The sequence below is a fragment of the Shewanella sp. SM87 genome, assembly GCF_025653705.1.
Classification (GTDB): domain Bacteria; phylum Pseudomonadota; class Gammaproteobacteria; order Enterobacterales; family Shewanellaceae; genus Shewanella; species Shewanella oncorhynchi.
This window is the reverse complement of record NZ_JAKKSC010000014.1, coordinates 73,865-99,307: the sequence shown is the minus strand read 5'-3', so window position 1 is coordinate 99,307 and position 25,443 is coordinate 73,865. Positions and strand designations below refer to the sequence as shown.

Annotated in this window: 24 protein-coding genes; 13 read left to right on the top strand and 11 right to left on the bottom strand. The window is 44.9% G+C overall.

Annotation, left to right across the window (positions count from 1 at the left end; genetic code table 11):
• Positions 1-135 precede the first annotated feature (135 nt).
• The 6 genes from L5M11_RS12870 (at position 136) to L5M11_RS12845 (ending at position 10,566) form a co-directional block, all read left to right on the top strand.
• A complete protein-coding gene (locus L5M11_RS12870; protein ID WP_263192307.1) occupies positions 136-1,083 on the top strand; it encodes a LysR family transcriptional regulator in 948 nt (315 codons plus the stop codon).
• 279 nt (positions 1,084-1,362) lie between these two features.
• Complete coding sequence (locus L5M11_RS12865) at positions 1,363-2,571, top strand: NupC/NupG family nucleoside CNT transporter (protein WP_263192306.1); 1,209 nt, start codon at positions 1,363-1,365, stop codon at positions 2,569-2,571.
• A 217-nt stretch (positions 2,572-2,788) separates the two neighbouring features.
• Complete coding sequence (locus tag L5M11_RS12860; protein WP_263192303.1) at positions 2,789-5,086, top strand: hypothetical protein; 2,298 nt, start codon at positions 2,789-2,791, stop codon at positions 5,084-5,086.
• A gap of 12 nt (positions 5,087-5,098) precedes the next feature.
• Positions 5,099-6,853 carry a toxin-antitoxin system YwqK family antitoxin gene (locus tag L5M11_RS12855; protein ID WP_263192302.1) on the top strand — a complete coding sequence of 585 codons (1,755 nt, stop codon included), beginning with the start codon at positions 5,099-5,101 and terminating at the stop codon, positions 6,851-6,853.
• A 159-nt stretch (positions 6,854-7,012) separates the two neighbouring features.
• A complete protein-coding gene (locus tag L5M11_RS12850) occupies positions 7,013-9,325 on the top strand; it encodes a toxin-antitoxin system YwqK family antitoxin (protein ID WP_263192301.1) in 2,313 nt (770 codons plus the stop codon).
• 143 nt (positions 9,326-9,468) lie between these two features.
• Positions 9,469-10,566 carry a calcium:proton antiporter gene (locus L5M11_RS12845; protein ID WP_025008445.1) on the top strand — a complete coding sequence of 366 codons (1,098 nt, stop codon included), beginning with the start codon at positions 9,469-9,471 and terminating at the stop codon, positions 10,564-10,566.
• A gap of 29 nt (positions 10,567-10,595) precedes the next feature.
• Here L5M11_RS12845 and L5M11_RS12840 read toward each other — a convergent pair whose 3' ends face one another.
• From L5M11_RS12840 to L5M11_RS12820, 5 genes are all read right to left on the bottom strand, one after another.
• The gene (locus L5M11_RS12840; protein WP_263142631.1) at positions 10,596-11,501 is read right to left on the bottom strand and encodes a hypothetical protein; all 906 of its coding nucleotides are present in this window, start codon (positions 11,499-11,501) and stop codon (positions 10,596-10,598) included.
• Positions 11,502-11,665: 164 nt separating this feature from the next.
• On the bottom strand, positions 11,666-12,634 hold the full coding sequence (gene pbpG, locus L5M11_RS12835; protein WP_105251600.1) for a D-alanyl-D-alanine endopeptidase: 969 nt from the start codon (positions 12,632-12,634) through the stop codon (positions 11,666-11,668).
• Between the two features lie 396 nt (positions 12,635-13,030).
• Positions 13,031-13,522, bottom strand: a complete 492-nt coding sequence (locus tag L5M11_RS12830; protein ID WP_131525584.1) for a GNAT family N-acetyltransferase — start codon at positions 13,520-13,522, stop codon at positions 13,031-13,033.
• 176 nt (positions 13,523-13,698) lie between these two features.
• Entirely contained in the window at positions 13,699-14,418 is a 720-nt protein-coding gene (locus L5M11_RS12825) for an LrgB family protein (protein ID WP_263142698.1), read from the bottom strand.
• A gap of 2 nt (positions 14,419-14,420) precedes the next feature.
• Positions 14,421-14,855, bottom strand: a complete 435-nt coding sequence (locus L5M11_RS12820) for a CidA/LrgA family protein (protein WP_263192300.1) — start codon at positions 14,853-14,855, stop codon at positions 14,421-14,423.
• A 122-nt stretch (positions 14,856-14,977) separates the two neighbouring features.
• Here L5M11_RS12820 and L5M11_RS12815 point away from each other — a divergent pair, with 122 nt between their 5' ends.
• Positions 14,978-15,868, top strand: a complete 891-nt coding sequence (locus L5M11_RS12815) for a LysR family transcriptional regulator (protein WP_219254006.1) — start codon at positions 14,978-14,980, stop codon at positions 15,866-15,868.
• Positions 15,869-15,876: 8 nt separating this feature from the next.
• Here the strand turns inward: L5M11_RS12815 and L5M11_RS12810 are convergent, their stop codons facing one another.
• The gene (locus tag L5M11_RS12810; RefSeq protein WP_263192298.1) at positions 15,877-16,695 is read right to left on the bottom strand and encodes a hypothetical protein; all 819 of its coding nucleotides are present in this window, start codon (positions 16,693-16,695) and stop codon (positions 15,877-15,879) included.
• A gap of 433 nt (positions 16,696-17,128) precedes the next feature.
• Between L5M11_RS12810 and L5M11_RS12805 the strand changes: the two genes are divergently transcribed.
• Genes L5M11_RS12805 through L5M11_RS12795 form a run of 3 tightly spaced genes read left to right on the top strand, consistent with a single transcriptional unit; the run spans position 17,129 to position 19,269 of the window.
• Positions 17,129-17,863 (top strand): basic amino acid ABC transporter substrate-binding protein, encoded by a 735-nt coding sequence (locus tag L5M11_RS12805; RefSeq protein ID WP_006085902.1) that lies wholly within the window; start codon positions 17,129-17,131, stop codon positions 17,861-17,863.
• Between the two features lie 7 nt (positions 17,864-17,870).
• On the top strand, positions 17,871-18,551 hold the full coding sequence (locus tag L5M11_RS12800; protein WP_263192297.1) for an amino acid ABC transporter permease: 681 nt from the start codon (positions 17,871-17,873) through the stop codon (positions 18,549-18,551).
• Positions 18,544-19,269, top strand: a complete 726-nt coding sequence (locus L5M11_RS12795; RefSeq protein WP_028761645.1) for an amino acid ABC transporter ATP-binding protein — start codon at positions 18,544-18,546, stop codon at positions 19,267-19,269. Before L5M11_RS12800 ends, L5M11_RS12795 begins: the two co-directional genes overlap by 8 nt.
• Before the next feature lie 487 nt (positions 19,270-19,756).
• Here the strand turns inward: L5M11_RS12795 and L5M11_RS12790 are convergent, their stop codons facing one another.
• From L5M11_RS12790 to L5M11_RS12775, 4 genes are all read right to left on the bottom strand, one after another.
• Positions 19,757-20,494, bottom strand: coding sequence for a hypothetical protein (locus tag L5M11_RS12790; protein WP_263192295.1), 738 nt, complete (start codon positions 20,492-20,494; stop codon positions 19,757-19,759).
• Between the two features lie 122 nt (positions 20,495-20,616).
• Entirely contained in the window at positions 20,617-20,904 is a 288-nt protein-coding gene (locus L5M11_RS12785) for a hypothetical protein (RefSeq protein ID WP_105251593.1), read from the bottom strand.
• Between the two features lie 190 nt (positions 20,905-21,094).
• Positions 21,095-21,451 (bottom strand): DUF6547 family protein, encoded by a 357-nt coding sequence (locus L5M11_RS12780; protein WP_014611206.1) that lies wholly within the window; start codon positions 21,449-21,451, stop codon positions 21,095-21,097.
• Between the two features lie 77 nt (positions 21,452-21,528).
• Positions 21,529-21,894: a glyoxalase superfamily protein gene (locus L5M11_RS12775; RefSeq protein ID WP_113939000.1), complete on the bottom strand. Its 366-nt coding sequence runs from the start codon at positions 21,892-21,894 to the stop codon at positions 21,529-21,531.
• Between the two features lie 162 nt (positions 21,895-22,056).
• Here L5M11_RS12775 and nfsB point away from each other — a divergent pair, with 162 nt between their 5' ends.
• The 3 genes from nfsB to L5M11_RS12760 all read left to right on the top strand — a co-directional run bounded on the left by nfsB (position 22,057) and on the right by L5M11_RS12760 (position 24,756).
• Positions 22,057-22,710, top strand: a complete 654-nt coding sequence (nfsB, locus tag L5M11_RS12770; RefSeq protein ID WP_219233801.1) for an oxygen-insensitive NAD(P)H nitroreductase — start codon at positions 22,057-22,059, stop codon at positions 22,708-22,710.
• Positions 22,711-23,043: 333 nt separating this feature from the next.
• A complete protein-coding gene (locus L5M11_RS12765) occupies positions 23,044-23,688 on the top strand; it encodes a DNA-J related domain-containing protein (protein ID WP_131524261.1) in 645 nt (214 codons plus the stop codon).
• Positions 23,689-24,000: 312 nt separating this feature from the next.
• A complete protein-coding gene (locus tag L5M11_RS12760) occupies positions 24,001-24,756 on the top strand; it encodes a DsbA family protein (protein ID WP_263161569.1) in 756 nt (251 codons plus the stop codon).
• 106 nt (positions 24,757-24,862) lie between these two features.
• On the opposite strand, the gene L5M11_RS12755 is transcribed toward L5M11_RS12760, so the two are convergent.
• A complete protein-coding gene (locus tag L5M11_RS12755) occupies positions 24,863-25,390 on the bottom strand; it encodes a cytochrome b/b6 domain-containing protein (protein ID WP_263161931.1) in 528 nt (175 codons plus the stop codon).
• Between the last annotated feature and the right edge of the window lie 53 nt (positions 25,391-25,443).

The window sequence follows — 25,443 nt, the reverse complement described above, 5'->3', positions numbered from 1 at the left end:
TCGCACTTAGGGCAACTGACTTTAACGTTTGCCGTTTGGTAAGTTTGTTTTGAAATAGCACACGATCGGCACAAACGGCTGTCGGTTAGGGCAAGGCTAGCTTAAAATAGCGATTTAGATTCTAGAGGGCCTAGCGTGATACAACATAGAGCTAGCCAGATGGTGATATTCCACACTCTGGTGACCAGTGGTAGTTTTACCCAAGCGGCGGCCAAGTTAAAAACCTCGACTTCCTATGTCAGCAAGCAGCTTGGCGCACTGGAAGCCGAGCTGAACTTGCTATTAGTCCAGCGGACCACTCGCACCTTAGTGCTAACCGACGCGGGCCAACAGTTTGCCCATTACTGTGAGCAAGTGTTTGAAGCGACGCAAAATGCCGATGCGATTATGCTAGATGCCCGCGATGACATTAGCGGTACGATTCGTCTCGGTTCCTCCCAGTCCTTCGGCACCTTACACATCATCCCCGCACTGGAAGTGTTGCAGCAAAAATACCCCGAATTGCGATTTGAGCTAAGCCTGTTCGACCATAAAGCCGACATGCTAGAAGAAGGCTTGGATCTGTGGATCACTAACCATGAACAGCTGAACGAAGGTTATATCGCCCAGCACCTTGCCGAGACTAACTTTGTGGTGGTCGCCTCTCCCGATTATTTACTCAAGCATGGCGTGCCACACCATCCACAGGCGTTAGCGCAACATAATTGCGTTATCTATCAAAGCAAGAGCCGTAATTATGATCGCTGGAGTTTTGCTAAGGATGACCTAGAACAAACCGTGCATGTGGCGGGGAATTACCGTGTCGATTTAGCCGAAGCCGTGCGCAATGCGGTGATTGCCGGGCGCGGCATAGGCTATGTGGCCACGTATTTACTCAGTGATGAGTTTCAAAGCGGAAAACTGATCCAGCTCTTTCCCGATTGGAAACCACTGCAACAGATGCCCGTCTATGTGGTTTACCCGAGGCGGCGCCATTTACCGACTAAGTACAAGGTGATAATCGAGTGTTTAAAGTCCCATATCGGCCACCCGCCCTACTGGGATAAAAAGCTCAAACCTTGGTTAGGTAAGGCTGTCACTTAAACTGCAGTCACATAAGCTGCATTTCAAACCAGCACTGACTACTGCACCAGCCTAAAGTCGTCTGTGGCGTGATTTCGATTATTGCCACAGGCACAAATATTATTTCCTCTGGGCAACAGTAGCTAAAATAGCTTTTATTCTCCTGCATAAACAGCAACTTAAACTGTTGCTATTTTCGACTATTTTATCGTAACAGCCCAGTAACGCCCTCGACTTGCCCTTACTGCGACTCGGCCTACAATGCGCGGCTTCTTCCTTAACTCAAAAGAATAACCCCTTATGACCGCGATATTAGGCATGATTAGTATCTTGTTTTTTGCTTGGTTACTGTCAGTGAACCGCAAGAATATTCCCTACCGCACTGTGATTTTAGCCCTAGGCTTACAAATTATATTTGCCCTGTTAGTGCTCTACGTCCCTGCGGGTAAGGCCGTATTGCAGTCTGTTACGGCGGGCGTGTCGAGCGTGATAGCCTATGGCAACGAAGGGACCGGCTTCCTGTTTGGCGATCTCGCCACGGGTAAAGTCGGCTTCGTATTTGCAATCAATGTGTTAGGTATCATCATCTTTTTCTCGGCACTGATTTCAGCCTTATACCATATTGGGTTAATGCCTAAGGTGATCAACATTATTGGTGGTGGTCTGCAGCGTTTACTGGGCACGGGCCGCGCCGAGTCTTTATCTGCCACGGCAAACATCTTCGTCGGTATGATTGAAGCGCCGCTGGTGATTAAACCCTATTTAAAGCACATGAGCGATTCACAATTCTTCGCGGTCATGAGCTGTGGTTTAGCCTCAGTCGCGGGCGGTACCTTAGTCGGATATGCCGCTTTAGGTGTCGATCTTAACTATCTGATTGCCGCCGCCTTTATGTCGGCACCCGCGGGTCTGTTGATGGCAAAAATCCTCATGCCGCCTAGCGACAATGACAAAAATAGTGCCGATGAAATCACCTCAGTCGAACTGCCACGCGCCACCAATGTGGTTGAAGCCTTAGCCGATGGCGCTATGTCTGGCATGCGGATTTCTGTCGGGATTGGTGCCACTCTACTGGCCTTTGTCAGTGTTATCGCCCTACTGAATGGCATGTTAGGCGCTGTGGGTGAATGGTTCGGTTACCAGTTAAGCTTCGAGTTCTTGCTCGGTTATCTGTTCGCCCCTATGGCATGGCTGCTGGGTATTCCTTGGCATGAGGCCATTACTGCAGGCTCACTCATTGGCCAAAAAATCGTGGTGAATGAATTTGTGGCCTTTATTCAGTTAATGAAAGTCGAAGACCAACTGAGCGCCCATTCTCAGGCCGTTGTGACTTTCGCCCTGTGTGGTTTCGCGAACATTTCCACTATGGCAATTTTGATCGGTGGACTGGGTAGCATGGTGCCAGAACGCCGCGAATTTATCGCCCGTAATGGTTTTCGCGCCATTGCCGCGGGTGTATTTGCCAACCTGATGAGTGCGGCAATTGCCAGCGTGATCCTCTCGCTGTAATCCATCAGCTTGGGCTTTTTTAGGCACTCATCTCACCATTGAGTTAACCACTAAGTTAGCCACTCTCGCGCAGCAAAACCGCGATCAACACAAACCCAAATCAAGCAAGCTTGGTTTGGGTTTTCTTTTATGCCTCAGATATTTTTTGTGTATAATGTCGCCAGAAAAAGATTAATGAGTTTACATTTCAATAACATGCGTAGCCAAAGGAGTACGAATGGCCATAGTGAAATACAAGGCAGTTAACGCCGCAATCACACTGACAATGGCAGGTATAACACTCTTGTTAACCGCCTGCGATAACTCAACGTCACCCTCCAATTCAGTTAATACCAACATACCCACAGAGCGTGAATATCAGATTATCTCCACCATAAACCTCAATGATGGCTTTGAAACCCGCAAAGTGCTGCAGGCACGACTGCTGCTGGATTACCAATTACAGAATGCAGAGGGTAAGGCGACCAGCTTAACAACGCCGTTAACCCATAACGCCCGTTTTTTTATCCAACCTAATATGCTGCAAATTAGCGATTATGGCATGCCGATTCCGGTGAGTAATATCGACCCTAAAGGTAACTCTAATGAAATCTTTCAGTTGGTTAAAGATGGCTTTAATGTGGAATTTAACAATGGTGAAGTCCGCCAACTGACTCCCATTGCCAAGATGGATCAAAAAGATATCAAGGAATTATTTGACCACTGGGTGAATCTTAATAGCTTGTTTAAACAAGCTCCAACCTTGCCTGTGGTGCTTGAGCCTAGGGTCGGTTATAGCATCAGCGCCCCCATGGATGCACGCCTAACTTGGACGGTTGAGCAAGTGACCGAAGATAAGTTATTTGCAGTAGTACAAGGTGAGAAAGACAACTTTAAGGCCTATGGAAAGTTCGAGCTTAACCGCAAAACCGGTTGGTTAGAGAGCATGGCGTTTTTTCAACAAGAAGTGCAGCAAGGCAGTACTCTCACCCGCCGCATCGCCATGGCGCCCAAGGATAGCCCTTATATTATGAGCATGCTTTGGCATGCCGACGCTCGCTACGATGCGGAGCGTGATATAGATGATCTGCAAAAAGAGCTATACCCGATTAGCGATGTTCCGCGGGAATATAAAGCCCATGATAAGGACTTTATAAAATCCTTATTAGCTGATCAGCAAGGTATTCTTGATAATATTGGCCCATGGGGCGCTGACACGCCAGAAGTGCTGCAATTGCGCTTTGTGCATAATATGAGCCCGCGATATGTGGTTGCTAATGTGAATTATGAAGACTTAGCCGCCTTTGATGCCAGCGGAAATCCGATAGACATTCACTTCTGGCAGCACAGCAGAGGTGTGGCGATGAATTTCAACCGCTCGATTGAGTCTTCGGTGGATCTTATCGCCACAGGCTGGGACAACACCGCCAATAAACTCAAACAGATAGACCATATCACCGCCAAGCTGACCCTTATCCCCGAAAGCAATAAGATAGTCGAAAAATCGTGGGATGAACTGGTCGCCACTCCCTATACCTTTGGCGATGCGAGCCTCACGATTCAGGTGCTCGACGCCGAGGCAAAGCTATTTAAAGTCGTGACAAAGCAGAGTAAGACTAAAAACATTAACCTTCCTTTTCAGCAATTTAAAGGAAAGATGGCCGAAGCCCGTCGCGATGGTGATTATCCTAAATGGTTAACGGTGACGGATAAGGAACTACTGGGGGAATTAATCGGTGTCGATGATCCTCATCACCTTAGCACCCGCGCCCTGCTACTTAAGCTAGATGAAATCCCTAAAACCGTTGTAATACTGGAGAGCCAGCCACAACCGGAGTTAAGCCAAACCAAGAACATCCGCTTTGTGACCTTTACCGACTACAACCAAAATCTGGCCAATCCCTTAAGCGAGTTTGGCGATTCGAGCCTCAATAACTTCCTCTATCAAGATCTTGAGCCATCAAACGCCGAAATCAGTGCGATCCAAGGGATAAAACCTGAGACTGAAAATGGCCATAATCTGTATATTCCTATGTCAGCCGCATTAGCGAGTGCCTGTAAACCTGAAATAGAACAAGGTTTTAAAGAGGGGAAACACGAAGTCACTTGGCTGTTTGAGCATAATGCCCCAAACGGACCAGCCTATACCCTGATGACGCCCGACCGCGAGCGGCAGTTTTTCTACGATAAACACATCCAAGGAAAAATCCATTGCCAAGGTGATATCAGTTGGCAACCCTTAGAGCAGGCAGCTAACCCACGTCCTTGGTTAATCGATTTACAAGCTTGGCTAACAAAAACCGGTTATGGTGACGAGCCGAGTAAAGATCTTAAGAACTACTTTAAAGTCGAGGATGCCCAGGGCAAATCCCTAACGATTCGACTGCCCGAAACCACCGAACTGCGGATTAAAGAGGCGCTGGTCGATGGCCGCTATTTGAGTGTGGAGGGCCCTGCAGCGAAGGTGAGTTATATGACTCTCTCTCAAAACCCCGTAGACATCCCCTATGAATTCACCTTTAAACCTTTGCCATAAAAAGGAGCGGTTATGCGTCTATTTACAGTAAAACTGCTCCTTGGAGCACTGGTACTTATCTGTATCACTATCAGTGCCAGTGCCAATGCCAATGCCAATGCACAAAAGGTGTTACTCGATGCCCATTGGAAGGTTGTCAAAGATGAAAAACAGGCTCAATACTATCTAAAACAATCGACCGAAGTTATCGACGGACATTATAAGGCTGAGATTTATTACAAAGACAAAGATATGCTTTTCTGCGCCAGTGCCCTCGCCGATAACAATATCGGTAAAACACTCGCGAGCGAACAATTTCGCGGTGCTTATCAATGCTACTTTGAGGATGGCAAGCCCTACGAACAAGGCTTTCGCAACGAGCAAGGTCAACTTCATGGCCTGCTCAAAAAATATATCGCCACGGGTCAATTGTATGTTGAATCGCACTATGAAAATGGCGTTAAACAAGGCCCAGAAACAGGTTACTGGGAAGGTGGGAAGATCCGGTACAAAACGACCTATAAAGATGGCAAAGAGGTCGGTATAAGCGAGCTTTTTGATAGCGAGGGCAAGCTTAGGGGCAAAGTCTGTAATAGTGGTACTTGTGTTACCCAGTACTATGACAATGGCAACTTACACGTCGAAATCCCTATGGTGGATGGGCTTACACATGGCAACGAGACCAATTGGGGCTTTGGTAAAATCATTTCGACCCAAGCTTATGTCAAAGGTAAGAAACACGGGGATTACTTCGAATATTTCGACGATGGCAAGGTAAAGCGCCACTACCGCTACCACAATGATTATAAAGTCGGTGAACAACTGGATTACTTTAAAAATGGCCAGATAGCCCAAAAGGAAATCATAGAGGCGCCATGGAATGTGAAGTTATCGATTAAATACAATGAAAAGGGCGAAATGCTCAGTTCAACCGAAGAAAAACACCAAGACAACAACTGGGTTTACCGTAAGCATCAACGCTTTAGTGAAGGTCAACTTACCTCTAACATAGAAGAAGACAAGCTTAAAAAATGGGTCCTCAACGAAATATTTGAGCAAGGTGAGTTAATTAGCCGCAGCGAGCATATCGATAACCAATTGACCGGTTTATATCTGCAAACCCTAAACCGTAGTCAAACTGTAAAAGTGATTACCCGCGAGTATTTTAAAGAGGGTAAGCGCGAAGGCCCCTACGAGATGCTGAAAATTAACCATGAGACAGGGGAGCAGTGGGTGGCCGAGCGCGGCCAATATGCCAATGACAAGCCCGTTGGCTCTTGGAAGAAACAACAAGAAGATGCCACCCTCACCTTTAGCTATGATGCCCAAGGCGAGCTCGATGGTGAGTTCCGTAATGAGACAAGTTCTGGGCAATTGCTTGAATTAATAAACTTTAACCATGGCAAACCCGAAGGATTAGTACAACGCTACGCCACTGACGGCCAATTGCATGAAAAGGGCGAATACCGCAATGGGCAACAGGATGGCGACTGGGTGTACACCCATGGTGAGTTCGGTTTCAACCCAATGCCAAATCCTGAGAGACACTATTGGTACGGACGCTTCGACCAAGGTAAACAAGTCGGCCACTGGGAACTGCGTAATACCGAAGACTATGTGCTTGAAATAGCGAATTATGACGAGCAGGGCAGGCTTCATGGTAAACAATACGAATTTAGGGATAATGGCTGGATAGAAGTGATCAATAGCTTCCATCATGGCGAGTTTTTAAATCGGGAAATACCGCCGCCGGTGATTACCTCGGACCATGTTTTCCCTATTTTTTAGCCTAAGCATATTCGCTTAATCGATTAACTTAACCCTTGGCGCTGTGCACTGTATATAAGTGCACAGCCCGATAAATAAACTCAACAGCAAAAAATTAGGATTCTTGTATAGGCTGCAAACCGCGCGGCCTTAAGACCCAGAACAGAGCAAGGAATCAGCATGTTCAATACGCCATTTCGCTTTATCAGCCTCGCGATTGCGGGAGCCAGCTTAACCAGTGTCCATGTACAAGCAGCGCAAAATCTCTCCTCCATGATGGTCGAAATCCGCCAACAGGACGGAATTCCCAGCTATTACAATCTCGCCACTGGCATGCCCTTAAATGGCGATATCGCCATAGTGCGCGATAACCAAGGCTATACCTTAGGGCAGTTTTCCGAGGGGATCCCTAATGGTAAATGGCAAGTATTTCATACCAATAACAGCAAGCTAGTCGAAGGAAACTATCAGCAGGGTTATCAAGATGGCACTTGGCATATGTTCGATTTGAGCGGCGCAGTTACTGAGGAACAGCAATTTGCCAAAGGCGTGCCCACGGGCGAATGGAAGGAATACAACAGCAGCGGCCATCTCAGCCAAACGACGCGCTATCAAGACGGTAAAAAGGAGCAAGTAAAACGTTTCTATGCCAGTGGCAAACTGCAAGCCCAAGAAAGTTACCTCGATAACCTGCGCCACGGGAAATGGGAAAGTTTCTATGAAAACGGTACCTTGTCCCAAAGCCAGAGCTATGCGAACAACCAACTCTCAGGTTCTTATTTAGAACAAAATCCCAATGGACAAGCCACAGTGACGGGCCGCTTCGATGCCGAAGGCCGTCGCCAAGGAGCATGGGAAACCTTTTTCGATGACGGGACTAAATCGAGCAGCAGCCAGTTTAATCTCAATCTGCTCGAGGGTGAAGAACGGACATTTTACCCCAATGGCGAACTCGCCAGCCTCTGCCAATATAAGGCCGGACAACGCCAAGGCAAGTGTCAGCAATTTAATGATGCGGGTAAATTACAAGTTAAAGAACAGTATGTTAACGACGCTTTAGATGGGCAGCAGCAATATTTTAATGCCGAAGGAAACCTCACCAGCGATCTCAACTATAAGCAGAACCAACTCGCCGGTACGCAAAAGTATTTCTACGACAATGGCCAACTTAAGGAACTGCGCAGTTATCAAGACTCAAAGCTAGCTGAAAATGGCCAATATCCGCTTCATGGACCATCGGAGCGTTATGATGCCGAAGGTAATTTACTCGAAAAAAGCCACTACGACATGGGAATTAAGGATGGGCTATTTGAGCGCTATCATGCCGGCAAGCTGCAATCCTCCGAGCAATGGCGACAAGGGCAGCGTCACGGTGAATCACGCCGTTACCACAACAATGGCAAGCTGCGGACGCTAGATCAATACGTTGAAGGTAAACCAACAGGGAAATCAGAAACCTATTTTGACGACGGCACAGTGAGTGAGCGCGGCGAACGTATCGATGGCCAATGGGTCGGAAAATATGAGTCATTTTACGATAACGGTAAACCTCGGGAAGTATCTCACTACGCACGGGATAAAAAAGACAATGCCAGTCGTTACCCTCTTGATGGCCATTTCGCCCGCTGGTATGCCAATGGTGATCCCAATGAAGAAGGCACATATCAAAACGGCAATAAAGAAGGCCTATGGATACAGTACAGCGAAGGCCTGAAACAACGGGAGCAAACCTTCGCCAATGGCAAACTTAATGGTAACTATACAGAGTATTACCACGGACGCCGCCGTGTGACAGGGGAGTATCTGGACGACCAAAAAACCGGTCTATGGACAGATTATCGCTACGAAGAAAAAGACCCTACCTATGGCACAATCCCCGAGGGGAATATCCAGCAAAAAAGCCATTGGCAGGAAAACAAGCGCCATGGAATTCGAGAGTTTTACAGCTTTAAGCAAGTGGTTTACCGCTCAGAAACCTATGATAAAAATGACAAAACAGGCCCGTATGCCGAGTACTATCCCAACAATGGCCAACTAAAACTTAGCGGTGCTATGGATAAAGGTAATCAAACTGGATTGTGGGAAAGCTGGTTTGAGGATGGGATGCAAGCTGCTAGCACTGAGTTTTTAGAGGGTCAAAACCATGGCCAAACGAAAGAATATTACAGTAACGGCCAACTCAAATTAGAGGCAACTTATGCTAAGGGTTCGCTTGATGGTCAAGTTAAGCAATATCACCAGAACGGTAAGCCAGAACTCGTTGAAATCTGGGTGAAAGGCCAAAAAGAAGGCGATGCCAGCTATTACCACAACAATGGCAAGTTAGCCGAACAAGGCACTTATCTTAGGGATCGCAGGGAAGGTCTATGGCAAAGTTTTTGGCCTAATGGTGAAAAACGCACTGAAGGCAGTTATCTCAGCGATCGAGAATCAGGGGATTGGAATCATTATGATCAACTCGGCAAGCTGATTAAAACAGAACACCATGGCTAGCCTAAAAATGGGGTTTTAGATTAAAAAGCGATCTAGTTCAAACATTTATCCTTAACTCCAAATCTAAAGGAAGTTTCATGCAAAGTGTGCCATAACCAGTGTCTATACTAACGGCCTTTTTTTTCGTTTAGGACAAATTGCCTATGAAGACATTTATGAAAGACGAGTTAGCCCTGCTACTGGGAATACTGACCTTAGTATTCTTTAAAACCGGTGGCGATAGCTTACTCGCCGATGGCACCGCCCTCTCGACCTATATTCCCGTTTCACTCGCCCTATTGGGTGTAGTGACTTGGGCTATTTTCTCTGTGGTACGCCACTCAGATGCACTAGCGATTAAGCTTGGCGATCCCTATGGCACCTTAATCTTAACTTTATCGGTCATTTCACTCGAAGTGGTGATGATCTCCTCCGTGATGCTGACCGGAGAACCCAACCCTGTCATGGCGCGCGACACTATGTTCGCCGTCGTCATGTTGATCATCAATGGCTTAGTGGGCTTTACATTATTACTTGGCGGCTGGCGTTACCATACCCAGCATTTCAATTTAGATGGCGTAAAATCCTATCTCGTGGCGATTATTCCCCTCGCCCTACTCTGTTTAGTACTGCCTAATTTTACCGAAGGTGGCACTATTGGCGGCATGTCTAAAGCCATGTCTTGGATGCTGATCATTATTTCAATTCTGCTCTATGGCGTCTTTTTAGTGGTACAGACGAAGAGCCACAGCCATTTCTTTGTCGATGCCGATCATGAAGACCATGAGGAACACCACGGCATACTGCGCAGTAATGCTTACCATACGATTCTATTAATTGGCTACTTACTCGTGGTCATTTTGCTGGCAAAAACCTTAGCTATGCCCATCAATTACAGCGTAGCTACCCTAGGCGCTCCACAGGCATTAGGGGGCTTTATTGTGGCCTGCTTGATTTTATCTCCCGAAGCTGTGGGAGGCTTTAAGGCCGCGTTAAACAATCAATTACAGCGGGCGATGAATCTGTATTTTGGCTCAGTGCTCGCGACGATTGCACTCACAGTCCCTGCGGTATTAATTATTGGCAGCGTGATAGATCAAGAAGTCCATTTAGGCCTGTCACCCGCCGACATGGTGCTATTAATCACCAGTTTAATGGTCTGTAAGGTCAGCTTTAGTAGCGGTCGCACCAATGCATTGCATGGCGCGACTCATATAGTCTTGTTTATCGTTTACTTGTTCTTAATGTTTGAACATGCCTAAACTTTATTAAATCCAAGGCCGAGCGTGATTTATTTGCGTCTCGGCTTTACGCTTTTCTCATCCAGATTGACCCGCAGTAAGAGTACAAACCAGACTAAAGCGCCAACAACAAACCAGATAAAAATCCACACTAACTTATGGCCATTACGAGCCTCAAATGGCTCAAATTTGGGCATAAAAATCGTTTGATGTTCGGCTTGGTAAAGCGGACTTTTTTGTGCGGCGCTGAGCAACTCTGAACGAAGTGAGGATGGAGCTAATCGTTCAAGGTAAACAAAACTCTGGGGGTCCAACTCATTGAACTCATTTAGGGATTTAGCCAAAAACGCTTTGAATTGCGCTTCTTTCTCATTGGGTTCAAGTCGATTACTGATCTCCTGCTGATAAACTTTACCATACCAAGCGAGGGCCTTAGCATGCCAACTGTCTGCACGCTCGGCAAAAATCGGCATAGCGATATACAGTGCCATATTTAAGTGACTACTATGTTTACCTGTAACCTCTAGGCTTCGCTGCAAACCAATTTGCATCTTATCAATATAAGATTGCTGCAACTGATAATACTGAGTATTTTTATGGAGATACAATTCTTGTATCGATGCTAATTGCGTTAACTTCCCCGTGGTCGTCTTGAGATATTCCTGCGCAACAATGCAAGGAACAGCCATTAATTGCACCGCGATCAATAAATAGAAAAAGCGCGAATTATCTTTAACAAACTTGAGTCGTTTTAGCCTAGGCCGGATATAAATGATCGACAATACCCAAGACAGTATCTGCGGCAGCCACAAATTAACGATATCTTCATCTAGGCTAAAAAACTCAAGGTTAACCAACAACAGCCAATGGACAAAACTGTAACCAGAAACAAATAACAGGCTGAGAAATAAGAAGGGAAAATAGATAAGTTGAATTTTTTTTAAAAATACATCCACACGAATGTCATCCTTGAGAACATAAAATAACGACTATGGTACGCTCAAATCCATCATAAATTTACCAAAATTGAGTAGCAACTCAAAGCGTTAAAACATAAAGGCCAGATTGATTGCTCATCTGGCCTTTATGTTTGTACTTTTATAAAGCTGCAACCGAGAAACTAGGTCTCACTCAACTTAGCTAATTGCTGCTGGCTACGTTGTTTCTTGTATTGCTTAGCTTCAGCAGGAATAGGAGTGACTTTGCCAGTCTCTAGCCAGTTACGTAAACGGTTAGCATCCGCAATATGAGTATATTTGCCGTAAGCATCGAGCACGACAAATGCCACTTGGCGTTTTGCCATTTCAGTACGCATCACAAGGCAGTGCCCCGCAGCATTCGTAAAGCCTGTTTTGGTTAGATGAATATCCCAGTTATCTTTATAAACCAAACGATTGGTATTACGAAAATCTAAACTGTATCTTGGGTTGGCAAAGGTAACCGTCTTCTTCTCGGTCGAACTCAGCTGGCCTAGCATAGGATACTTTTCACTGGCCTTGAGTAAGACAATCAGATCACTGGCACTCGAAACGTTTTTATAGGATAAACCTGTAGGTTCAACATAGCGGGTATTTTTCATTCCCAGTGCTTTTGCTTTGGCATTCATCGCCTTAATAAAAGCTTTATGACCACCGGGATAATGATGTGCAAGACTTGCAGCGGCACGGTTTTCTGATGACATTAAGGTCAGCAATAACATTTCTTTACGGCTGATTTCACTGCCGATACGAACTCGAGAATAAACACCTTTCATTTCTTTGGTATCACGGATATTTACCGCAAGCTTTTGCTCCATAGGTAACTTTGCATCCAGCACCACCATTGCTGTCATCAACTTAGTGACAGATGCAATTGACATTACTGCATTAGGATTATTGGAATAAAGCACTTCATTGGTTTTTAAGTCCACGACTATCGCACTACGTCCTGCAATTTCTTGCTTTAATGGTGCTTGCTTCGTTTTTGCTGTCGATTGAGTTTTGGTGCTTTTATATGCGACAGAGGCCGAATCGGCTGAATGCGCTGTCGTGGCAACGGTGAGACTGCTGCACGCAAGAATAAAACTACTGAGCAGAAAACGGATCTTCATATAGATTTCACTGAATAGATAAGGGATCGATTGTGCTATGGCACAGGTTTTGGCTAAGTATAGGAGTTCTACAGTGAAAGAAATAGAATGCAATTAGACTTTTATCAGTAAGATCAGCACTTTCTTCTCAATTTTTTTATATAAAACCAGCTTAACCTGTCACCAATCCAGAGCAATAAAGCACCTAGATCTAGGCTTTTCAATTACAGTAGAGATAAAATCTTAGGAAGAGGCTTTTTTCAGTAGAATAATTTGAAATGAAAATAATGGGCGACTTTTTGCACTTTTAACAAAAGTCCCTGTACAACAGTGGTTTCAAGCATCTAAATACGTCATTTTAGGCGAATGAAAGCGTTAACATACGCCCTAAAATGTCGCGTTATAGCATCTTATCCGCTAGCGTAAGACAAATTCGAGTAAGGCTTCAGTATCTTCACACTCTTGTATCAGTTGGTCTGTCAGCACAAAACCGTGTCTGAGCAGTACTCGCTGTGAAGCTAAATTATGTTTAGCCACATGGGCAAAGAGGGGTCTTAAACTGACTAAAGGCAAAAATTGCGCTAAGGTCTGTGTCGCGATACCTTTGCCCCAATATTCACGGTCAATCCAATACCCTATCAGCGCTTGTCCATCACTTTGCCAATGCCCAATATTGCCCATAAACTTGCCATCAACCAATATCGCCCTTGGTAATACATTCACTTGTCCCAGAATATTTTGATGCCAATGTTTAAAAAACGCTTCCCGATCCCGAGGAGGAAATTGAGCAAGCTGGTTAGCAATGGGATCGCTTTGATGCACAAAAATAGCTTCAAGGTCACTTTCAATAACTGCGCGTAAACTCACGTTTTGTTGTGTGTTTGGCTGTTTATCTGACTTACTAGACATAGGTATCACCATTAATACTATGTATTTCAAGTTGGTACAGCATGCCACATTTTATGAAGGTAAGCTCAAAAAAAAAAGCGCATAACCGAGAAGGAGTTAGCGCTCGAAGAGGCAAATTTGCCGAAATTGAGTTGTGTAAATTCAAACCATAAAACTCACACGATAGCATTCAAAGCCTAGATAAAAATCAATGCAAAAACGGGTGCGCCTAACACCATAGCGATACCAATAAAAATCATAGTCAAACTGGCGATAACGCCCTCTTGCTTGCCGATTTCATTGGCTTTTGCGGCGCCCGCACCATGGGCAGATGCCCCTAGAGCAACACCTTTACCTAACGAAGTACGAATACGCATAAATTTAAATAGTGGCTCGCACACCAAGATGCCAATGACGCCTGTAATTAACACCATCATGGCCGTCAACTCAGGCACGCCGCCAAAGGCACTGGTCGCCTCCATCGCGAAGGGCGTCGACACCGAACGTACCAGCAAACTCTTAGACAATTCCACCGGCAAGGGCACAAACTTCACCAACAGCCAAGAAGACATCATCCCCAGAAACAATCCGGCCGTTACACCTAACCCTATCGTCAGCGGATACTGGCGGATCAAGTTACGCTCACGATAAATCGGCAAAGCAAAGGCGATAGTCGCGGGCGCTAACATGGCCATCAACCAATGGGTGTATTCAAAATAGGTTGGCAGCGGGATCTTAAGATTAAACACCAATAAGGTAATCACTATTGGCGCTAACACTATGGGCGCTAACCACCAGACTCTATGGTACTTATAGAGACGCTTGGCACCGAAGTAACAGAATATTGTCAGCAATAAGCTGAATAAGGCTAATCCGGTCTGCGACAACACAAAATCCACCACTTTTGAGTCAGTCATCATTAAGCCGCCTTAACGTGGCGACGGGCTTGCTTTTTGATGTTCAGTTGGCGCTCAAAACGAAACACTCTATCGACCACAAAGCCTGTACCAAACATCACACACACACTGCCCATCACTAAAGTGAACAATATATTGGTGCCGTATTGCTCAAACAAACCTTCGTACTTAATAACGGATATCACTGGCGGGATGAAAAACAGCAATAACTCACCAATCAACCAAGCGGCGCCCAGTTGTACGGCATTTTCAGGAATGAGTTTAAAACCTAATAAAAATAAGAGTATGCCTAAGCCAATCACACTCCCTGGAATAGGAGAATGTGCCCAAGTGGCGAACCAGTGACATGCGAAGGACAGTAAACAGAAGAGGCCGATTTGGCTTAATAACAAAGCCCAATGTCGACACTGACGTATTGCGGCTTGTGGGAATGACATGATTTTCTCGGTTAGAACAAAGTTTTCTATAGGGCTATTCTAGGCTTGCCTATTTGATAAAAAAAATGAATATTAAGAATGTAATGCATGAATTTTAAGAATACATTTAAAGGTGAACCTTAATGGACCTCAAAGTTATCCGCTATTTTATCGAAATCGTCGATGCTGGAGGCTTCGGTAAAGCCAGCGAAAAAGTCCATCTCACCCAACCTGCACTATCAAAAGCCGTACGCCAATTGGAAGAGGAGCTAGACCTCATCTTACTCGAACGCGGTAAACGCGGCACCCAAGTCAAACTCACGCCCGCGGGCGAAGTTGTTTATCGACATGGCAAAGAGTTACTCGCTGGCCGACAACGCATGCTCGCTGAACTCACGGCCCAACGCAGTTTAACCGCGGGCGAACTCAATCTCGGATTGGCTCCTCTAGGTAGTGCCGAAATTTTTGCCCCGATTATTGCCAAATATCGCCAGCAATATCCGCAGATAGAGATGCACTTACTCGTCCGTGGCGGTGTAGAGCAAACCGCGGCAATCCAAAAGGGCGAAATTGAACTGGCTACTGGGATTATTGATTTTGATGAGGGTTATGACGGCATACGCGTGTTTAACGATCCTATGGTAGTGGTACTGCCTAAGGAAAATCCGTTATCCACCAGACAGATATTATCGTTTAGTGATCTCAGTGCCGACCCTCAAGTGATGTTCGAAACCGAATACACTCTCTATCAATTAGTGCTCAATGCCTGCCGACAGGCAGGATTTGTCCCTAAAAACATCACCCGCGTTAGCCAAGCCGATTTCGGTATTGCCTTAGTCGCCGCGGGCACAGGGGTTATGGTATTACCGCGCTCCATCGCGCGGCGCTACAGCGTGCCAGGCGTCGTAAATATCCCGCTGGCGAGTGACGAGCTGCGCTGGGAGTTATCCCTCTTTTGGCGCAAAGACCAAGTATTGTCCTTCGCGGCTCAAGCCATGATCGCCTTAGTCGAGAAGCACTTAACCCATAAATAACCCTATTCTTACCAAGGAACCACTAAGCTTAAACGCACTAGCGTATCGCTATCCCATGGCAGAATAGGCAAATACTCAGCCGAGTTAACATCGACTTTGGCATAGTGGTCTAAATTGTATTGCGTGTGCTCAGCACTCAGCATTAACACGCTATTAGGCCGCCAAAAATCGGTTTGGTAACTCAGCTCAAAGCGGTATTGATTCTCTAACCATTGGTCTTCGTCTTGCCAGGTTTGTGCGGCCACTTGCATATGTAGCTTAGGCGTCACATTAGCCCCTAAACTCCCCATAAAGGTATAAGCAAACGTACCATTCCCAAAATCGCCACGATCGTAACCTCGGGTTCTAGGCACATCATCATCGATTTCGAGATAGTAATAACCCGCACCCGCCTTGAACTGGGCCTGTAATGCTTGCCCATCAAAGTTAGCTGTCAGCCCAGGAAATACCTTAGCTTGTTTCTCCACCGAGCTAACGGTATTACGCTTTCCCTGTAAGTCGAACTGCCAACCGAATGAAAACGCGGGATTAACACGATAAAGTTCACCGCTCGCGGCATAGGCAGACTTAAACCACACAGGGATGTGGTCAGGGTCGAGTTTATCGACATCTACGTCTATATAGGCATCCAGCGCCGCCGTCAGCAAAATATCGCTTTGGGTTTTATGTTCTAACAATAGACTCGCATTCACCCCTAAGGTGTGAGAATCCTCGACCACAAAATCATGGCTGCCTAAGCTGTAATGCCACTGAGTTTGCTCTTCGGCCTGCAGTGCACTCGATAAGCACAGAGCTAAGCACACTAATGCTGAGTTGAGATAGTTCACTTTTGACTCCTGAAACATCGTTTCTAGCTTGATAATCAAATCAGCCAGAGGATTAAACTGCATAAAATAGGAATAACAACAACTAAGGTTGCCGTTAAAGAGCGGCTAAACTAGCCAATTTAATCAAAGAATAATAGGCGATAGTTCAAATTATGACACTCTCATTGAGAAGCCGCTAATAAACACCACAGGAGTATAGATAGCCAAAAACCTAACAGTAACAATAGTTATAGACCAAAGCACAATAATTCAACCCAGAAAAAACAACTTACACACAAATTTGTACAGGAAAGCAGCGCCCCTCAATCTTGCGACTGAAAACTGCAAAATAGAAATGAATTTTTAATCAAATTAACAGCATAATTATTGACACTTAATGCTCATCTGCCTATAGTCGCCACACTGATAGTGAAATCGAACAAGAGAGTCTTAAATGAAAAAGTCCATGTTATTAGGCGGCCTGACCTTAACTGCCACCTTGTTGTTAGCTGGATGCGGAAAAAGCGATGACGTGTTAGTCGTTGGCACCAATGCCGCCTTCCCTCCTTTTGAATATGTTGGCGGCCAAAGTGGCGATGAAATCAAAGGCTTTGATATCGATCTGGCCAAGCAAATCGCTAAAGATGCGGGCAAGACGCTCAAAGTCGAAAACATGAAGTTCGATTCACTGATCGTCGCGCTTAATTCAGGCAAGATTGATTTTATCGCCTCAGGTATGACGATTACCGCTGAACGTCAAGCAAACGTAAACTTCTCTGAGCCTTACTACGAAGCGACTCAAGTCGTACTCGTCAACAAAGATAACGATAGTATTCATACGCTTGAAGATATTAAAGGCAAACACTTTGCGGTGCAGTTAGGCACAACCGCTGACATCATGTCGAAGAAATACACCCAAAATATCACCGCCTTTAATACGGGTTTCGAAGCCATTATGGAGCTTAAAAATGCCAAGGTGGATTTAGTATTATTCGACAGCGAACCTGCCGCTAACTATCTGGCTAAAAATCCTGAATTAAAGATGATTAAACTGGATTTTCCTGCTGAGTTTTATGGTTTCGCCGTGTCAAAAGAGCAGCCTGAACTGCTGGCGAGCATCAATAAAACACTGGCTAACATGAAAGCCGACGGCCAATATCAGACGCTAGTTTCTGCCCATATAAAGTGATATCAGCATGATAGACGCAATTAATACCTCGCTGTTTAGCCCGATTGGCAAAGATGGCATGATAGGCATACTGCTGATATTAAATGGTTTGAAAGTGACGTTAATCGTCACTTTCTTCGCCATGTTATTAGGCGCAGTGTTAGGCATTGGCACCACCTTTATGAAGATGTCGTCTAAGTGGTATATCCGCTTCCCCGCCAATCTTTATGTCGGTGTGATCCGTGGCACCCCAGTAGTTGTGCAATTAGTGATCCTTTACTTCATCGTGCTTTCTGCCTTAGATGTCGATAAGATCACTGCCGCCATTATCGCTTTTGGTCTCAATAGCGGCGCGTATATTTCTGAGATAATCCGCGCAGGGATTCAAGCCGTTGATAAAGGTCAAACCGAAGCGGCCCGTTCACTTGGCTTGTCCCAAGCAATGACCATGAAGTCGATTATTCTGCCCCAAGCGATTAAGAATATTCTGCCCGCACTTGGTAATGAATTTATCGTGCTCCTCAAGGAAACCGCCGTCATTGGCTTTATCGGTGGTGTTGACCTTATGCGCGCCGGTGAAATCATCCGTAGCCGTACCTTCGAGGACAGTGTGCCCTTATTTACCTGCGCCCTTATTTACCTATTCCTGACCTACAGCTTCACATTTGTGCTGTCGAAATTTGAAAAGAGGTTGAAACAAAGTGATTAAAATAACCAACCTGCATAAAAACTTCGGCGATAACCAAGTGCTCAAGGGCATTAGCGAGCATATTCGTCAGGGCGAAGTAGTGAGCGTGATCGGTCCAAGCGGCAGTGGCAAGAGTACCTTTTTGCGCTGTATTAATCTGTTAGAGCAGCCAAGCCAAGGCGATATCGAGATTGAAGGTCAATTGATCACAGCGCCAAACGCCTGCGTAGATAAACTGCGGCAAAAAGTGGGCATGGTGTTTCAAAACTTTAACCTGTTCCCCCATAAAACCGTCATCCAAAACATCACCTTAGCGCCCATTAGTCTAAAACTGATGACGCCAGCTCAGGCCGAGACCAAAGCCCTCGACCTACTGGCACAGGTTGGTTTAAGTGACAAAGCCAATGCCTACCCCGCCAGTTTATCAGGCGGCCAAAAGCAAAGGGTCGCCATTGCCCGCGCATTGGCCATGGAACCAGACTTGATGCTGTTCGATGAGCCAACATCGGCACTCGATCCTGAAATGGTCGGTGATGTATTAGACGTGATGAAAGATTTAGCGCTAAAGGGCATGACCATGGTCATTGTCACCCACGAAATGGGCTTTGCGCGCGATGTATCCGATCGAGTGATCTTTATGGACGGTGGTTATGTAGTCGAATCTAGTCCGCCAGATGAGCTATTTAGCCACCCGAAAGAAGCCCGTACCCAAGCGTTTTTAAGCAAAGTATTACGCTAGCTTAAGCGGCTTAAGTCCTGTCACTCACGCTCACTGTCATGACCTTTATAAGTACGTGCAGTGAGCGAAGGATTCAAATTAGGATCCCAACATTCAACGTTTATGACAAAGACTAAATTAGACAAGTCAGGATATAATCATCTTTCACAACGCCATAAAAATTATGCCTTTGAATTAATAGGTATTGAACAAAAGCTAAATAGCCGTTTATCTGTTCAGGGAGTTTATTGTCATTGTGTCTCCAGCGACACGCCGTGAATATGTCCTTATAGGCTCGACGGCGACATCCATGTCGCCAACGGTCACTGGTGCCCCAATGCCAATTTTAACTACCAGTTTTGCTATATATACGTAAAAAGCTAGTAAATATAAATGGGTTAGAATTCTTGCTCTAATCTATGATTTTCGGATTAAATTTTCTATGGATTAACGCTGCGATCTAGAACAAACCGAAGCGCAGCGCAGATTTGTCCCTAGCAGCGCCTTGTTATGCGCTTGCCGCTTCACTTAAATCAATCTCCATTGGAATCTGATATGAATTTGTGTAAAGGCTAGCTTTAAATGATGCCCTCGGCTTGATCAGGACTTTTCCATCTTTTACTGAAATTGTACCGACCAGAGGAAATATATCCGATGGTCCCTTAAGATCAACAAACCTTTTAGTGAAAGTAGCACCTGTTTTGTGGTTAATGTATTTTACAAGCCCATGAGATGCTTCGCCATTTGGGCGCAATTTATATGAAACCAAAACCGAATATGACTTAGTATGTTTTGCCTTAACCGGAAGCTCGACCGCAGAACCAAATCTTTCCACCTCGTTTGAAGCAAGCTTGATTTTTTCGGTTTTTTCTATGCTCAACTTACAAAGGTGCTCAAGACACTCAAAGGTACTGCGAATTACAAATTGTTCAAGTTCGGACTCATTTGATGATTTTAATTTCTCAAAATTTACACCACAGTCTATATACCTAAGCCACTTTTCTGGTGTTCTATCGGAAAAAACCATCGTGCCTTCTGGAATAGCATTTGTGTAGTTTACATATAGGTGATCGAATTCTCCGAGGGATAATCCATTTTCACCAAGTATTGTGGCTATACGAGCACCCCAATAATGAAGCAGCTTAGGAAATTTGAAAAATCTAGAACAACTCGAAGGTAGACTCTTACCTGTCTCATATAGGGAGTCGCTAGCGTAGTACCTAATATCTATTAATACTTTTTCCATTTATATATCCGATCTATTTTCACGCATAAGCCACAAACAGCTGCTTTGTAGTGGATTGTTTTGCGGTAGCGTAGCAAAACAAAGAACGAAAAAGCCATCAGGCTGGTTTGCATTGTTATGTGTTACTCACAGAATGGACAAAATAAGTTGTTCATGAAGTCTAGTGGATCAATATTGGAGCTAGGTAGTAGAACCGTAACTCTACCGTGCTTTTGACATTCTATTTCTTGGAAGCCACCTTCTGCTTTTAAAGTACTTATTTCCAGATCGCTCCAGCCGCACCAAGGGCAACATTTTATCTCAGCTTCAGTGATAGCAGCTATTTCCTGCTCCCAGTTACACTCTCCGCAATGGACTTTGCGAATCGTTCTGGCTTCTGTGAGGTTTATTACTTTGGGTCTTTCGATCATTAAGATTCCCTTACACATAACGTTGGGTATAAGCGGATCCGCGTTAGCGAATAATAAATCAAGCCATCCATTTTAAACCAACAACATAATGCACTTTTGGTTTGCCTTCAACCAGCGATTACCTTGTTAAGTAACTGAAACTATTCAGCTTCTCAGGGTGTCCATTGGAAGCAAGATATTCCGATAATACCTATTCTTGCTCCCAATTATCCCCTTCTCGGCGACAAACATAGTCATAGTAAAGGGTGGAACCAAAGGGCTGAAATTCCATCTCAATGCCGTTTTCGTAATACTGACCATTTTCGCAGTCCATTCTGTCATTAAGTCGTACTAAGGCATCATGAATACCACCACGTCTAGCATTAATAAGCATCTTGACGAGAATCTCTCTTTGCTGGACAGTTAGTGACTTTAAGAACTCATTTATTTCTGAATTTTCCTGCCTGTTTGGATAGCTCCCTTCTTGCAAGACCCATTTTTCAAATACTCCATCATGTAACTGAGCAAACTCGTCAACAAAGCTTTTCCACAATTCAACTGAACTCATTTTTTCTCCTGAGAGCATAACGCAGTGCCCATGCGCGTAAACTTGTGAATGCCGCGGGTCTCGAATGCCTCACTCTGTTATGTGTCTGCTGCTTCATTAAACAAAATCCTGTTTGAAAACGGATCTGTTACAGTAAAGCAACGATCGCCCCAAGGCGCATCTTCAATACTAGGTTTGTTGTATTTATATGGCTTAGAAGTCACATGAGCAAATAATTGATCAAGTTCACTCACATTCACAAAAATCTTACAGCCAGGAGTACAGTCGCCTGAATGTTCACTCAAGTGCAAAACAAAATTGCCAAGTGAAACTTGTATATAAATCGGGTAGCCATCCTCAAAGCGATGTTCCCAATCTAATTCCATTCCCAGAAAGCCAAGGTAAAACTCTTTGGCTTTATCTTCATCAAAGATCCGCATAATTGGGATTGTCTGAAACTTCATGCCATCGACTCCATCACACATAAGCTTTGTCTAGTGTGCATAAGCACCCAGTTTCAAATTTTTTTTGAAACTAATACCTGCCTTGATCACATTGTTTTTTACTTAAACCTGCTTAAAATGCTGCCATTAAATTTGTATTCCTTAATGATTTGGAGCCGTTACATGAGTGATTTAAGTTTCTTCGCCAAAAAGCGCTACACCACTAAGGCCTTTGATCCAACTAAGACGATTCCTGCGGATAAAATAGCAGAAATCAAAACCTTATTGCAGTACAGCCCATCATCGACTAACTCACAGCCTTGGCATTTTGTGTTAGCGAGTACGGCGGAAGGTAAAGCGTTAGTTGCCCAAGCGACCGAAAACTATGCGTTTAATACCCAAAAAATTCTCGATGCTTCCCATGTACTCGTACTCTGTGCTCGTGCTCAATTAGATGAAGCACACTTACTGCAAGTACTCGAGCAAGAAGCGAAGGATGGCCGTTTTGCTAATGAAGAAGCCAAGCAAGGCCAACATAATGGCCGCTCTTTCTTCGCTAATATGCATAAATTTGAGCTGAAAGATGCCCAGCATTGGATGGAAAAACAAGTCTACTTAGCGCTTGGCACTTTAATGCTCGGTGCAAGTGTATTAGATATTGATGCGTGTCCGATCGAAGGTTTTGATGCCACTAAAATGAATCAAGTCCTAGGCTTAAGAGAGCAAGGTCTAGGTGCCTGCGTGGTTGTAGCCTTGGGTTATCACTCAGAAAATGATTTCAACGCTAAATTGCCTAAATCTCGCTTAGATCAAGAAGTGATCTTCACCGAGATCTAGTCCTTCACTCTATGTGAAAATAATCATGCCCTTGATTTTATGTGATATAAACAAGGGCATCATGTCTAAAACTAGCCATCTCTTAACTGCCTTCCCCTAAAACCTCACTGCTGTTAACGGCTTATTTACGCCGAGAAACCATCTAAAGTAGGAGTAAACCATCACGGTATTGCTCTAAAATTCATCTTTGCCTACACTTTGGCTCTGTGGCATAGTTTGCGGCTCAACTTAGTGAATGATCATTTATCGTCGCCTTTCGAGTCATCTTTGTTGCAGCACAGCGGTTTTATCAGCGCATTGGTAACACTCACAATTTAGGATGGGACAGTCAGTATGTTATTTGCCAAACCCTCACTCACTGAAGAATCTCAATCGATTCGAGTTGCAAACACTAAGGGCGATAACCCACTGATCTGGCCGTTGCTTACGGTTTTACAAGCCTCAAATCAAAGTTGGAAAATCCATCACTTAGCCACTGAATTACAAACCCAAGGGCTGATCCACCAGCTTGATGAAAATCCGGGTAACGATTTATTCAAACGTAACTTCCTACTGATGAACGCCCTGTTTGAACTACAGGAAATATTACTACCCAAGCAATGGCTACAAGTCAAAGCCATGGAAATTCAAATCTTCCGCCTAGTACCATCAAACGTTAACCTGCTGATAATGCAAGATACTTCCCTGCGTGAGTATTACCTCGATTGGAATAACTACGACACCAGCGAAAACGTAGTACGAGAATTACTTGAGGCATTCTGGAGCAATTATAAGAGCTATATTGGCTTAAATATCAATCTGATGAACAAAGGTAACGCGCTGCGAGTTTTCGAATTAGACGAGAGTGCTACCGCCCGTGATATCCGCAAGCAATGGCGTCGTTTAGCGCTCAAATGGCACCCAGACAGGCCCGATGGCGATGCGGCGCGTTTTCGCGAGGTGTGCGAAGCTTGGCAGTCGCTTAGGGATATTGCGTAAGAATTTAGCCTGTGATGATGCAGAACTGGGCTTTAATCAACATGCACCGACTTAGCGATGCGATCCTGTCTACAGTCCTGCCAAATCTAAGGTAAAACTTCCATTGAGATCACAGATTTAGCCTACTAGCTTCATGCCAATTCAGTCATAATTAAGCCTTTCCATTTAACCTGAACCTATGTGTCAACGCTGCCATTTTGGCTAGCTTAACTCCTAGGTTGAAGCTCACTCTATCTCTTATGTTGACCGTTGAATGTCAACGATAACAATGACTGACATTGTGAATTCAATCCCACCGAATTTGAGGAAACTATGATTAAACAATTAGCCTTGGCTGTAACCTTAGCGATTGCACCATTGAGCACCTTTGCCGCCAATTTTGTTGAAGGCACACATTACACTCAAATCTCGACCAAAGCGCCTAGCAGCGAACCAAAACTCACTGAATTCTATTCATTTTATTGCCATAACTGCTTCAATATGGAAACCAACTATTTGCCTGATATCAAGGCGAACCTCAACAAACAGATAAGTTTCGACAATAAGCATGTCGACTTTATGAATAGCGACATTGGCACCGAAGTGATGCGTTCATTAGCCGTGATCCAAAGCGTTGATAACAAAGACGCCTTAACCCATGCCATGTTTACCGCAATCCAAGGTGCAGAGGGCGCAAACGGCCACGATCATAGTGCACCTGGCCATCAGCACGAGCCGCAAATTAACAGCCGTGATGACATCAAAAAAGTCTTCGCCCAATTGGGTGTCGATGCTGCTAAATACGATGAATTAGCCGATAGCAAAAGCACTAATGAAAAGCTTTCCCTGTGGCGCACCCAGCAGAATGAATTCAAAATCGACAGCGTACCCGCCTTTATCGTGAACGATAAATATGCGGTAAATTTAAACAGTATCAAAACCTTAGATGAGTTAATTGGGTTAATTAACTACCTTGCTGTTGAGAAAGATGCCGCCCCCGCTAAAACCTCATCGGGTGGCAGTCTAGGCTGGTTATTTCTAGTCTTCGCCGCCGCAATTGGTGTGACCCGTCAGCAACGTCTTAGCTAATTTAAAACAATCGTTGAAATAAAAAATGGCCTCCAAATTAGGAGGCCATTTTTATGCGTGTTCAATCCAAGCTATCGATATAAGCGCTCAATATGGGTTCTGCAGTTTATTGCCGAATAAAATCAAGAATATGGCTCGCAGCCAAGACGAGATGTAGGACCAAGAAACCAATAAAAGCCTGCGCAAAGACTTGATGATAACCACGCCATGTCAGTGCCGTTGGCGTCCCTTGAACGATAAACCAAACGAGGCCCGTAACCCCTGTAGCCACTAGCAACAGCATGCCGATACCTTCTATGGCACTAAACAGCCCTTTGCCACCAGCGACGGGGAATTTGCCTTTAGCAAGTCCAACAATATCTTGCTTTAACTGTGCCCAATCGCCCGCCAACCAGCCAAAGTATTGGTGCCACTTGCCACGCAAGGTATTACTGAGTAAAAAAAGAATCCCAAGCACAGTGCACGCTAAACCTAAATATACATGCAAATAATCCCAAAAACTGGCGTTATCGGGTATCCGTCGGCCCATAAAAATCCACGGACTGGCACACACGAGTAGGCTCGTCGACACGACAATCCACACATGCAGTTGCGCCATAATGACTCGGCATAAGGAGCGAAGTTTAGTCATCATACTGATCATATTTAATGCTCCTTTGCCCTTGTGACTAAGGCATACATACCGCT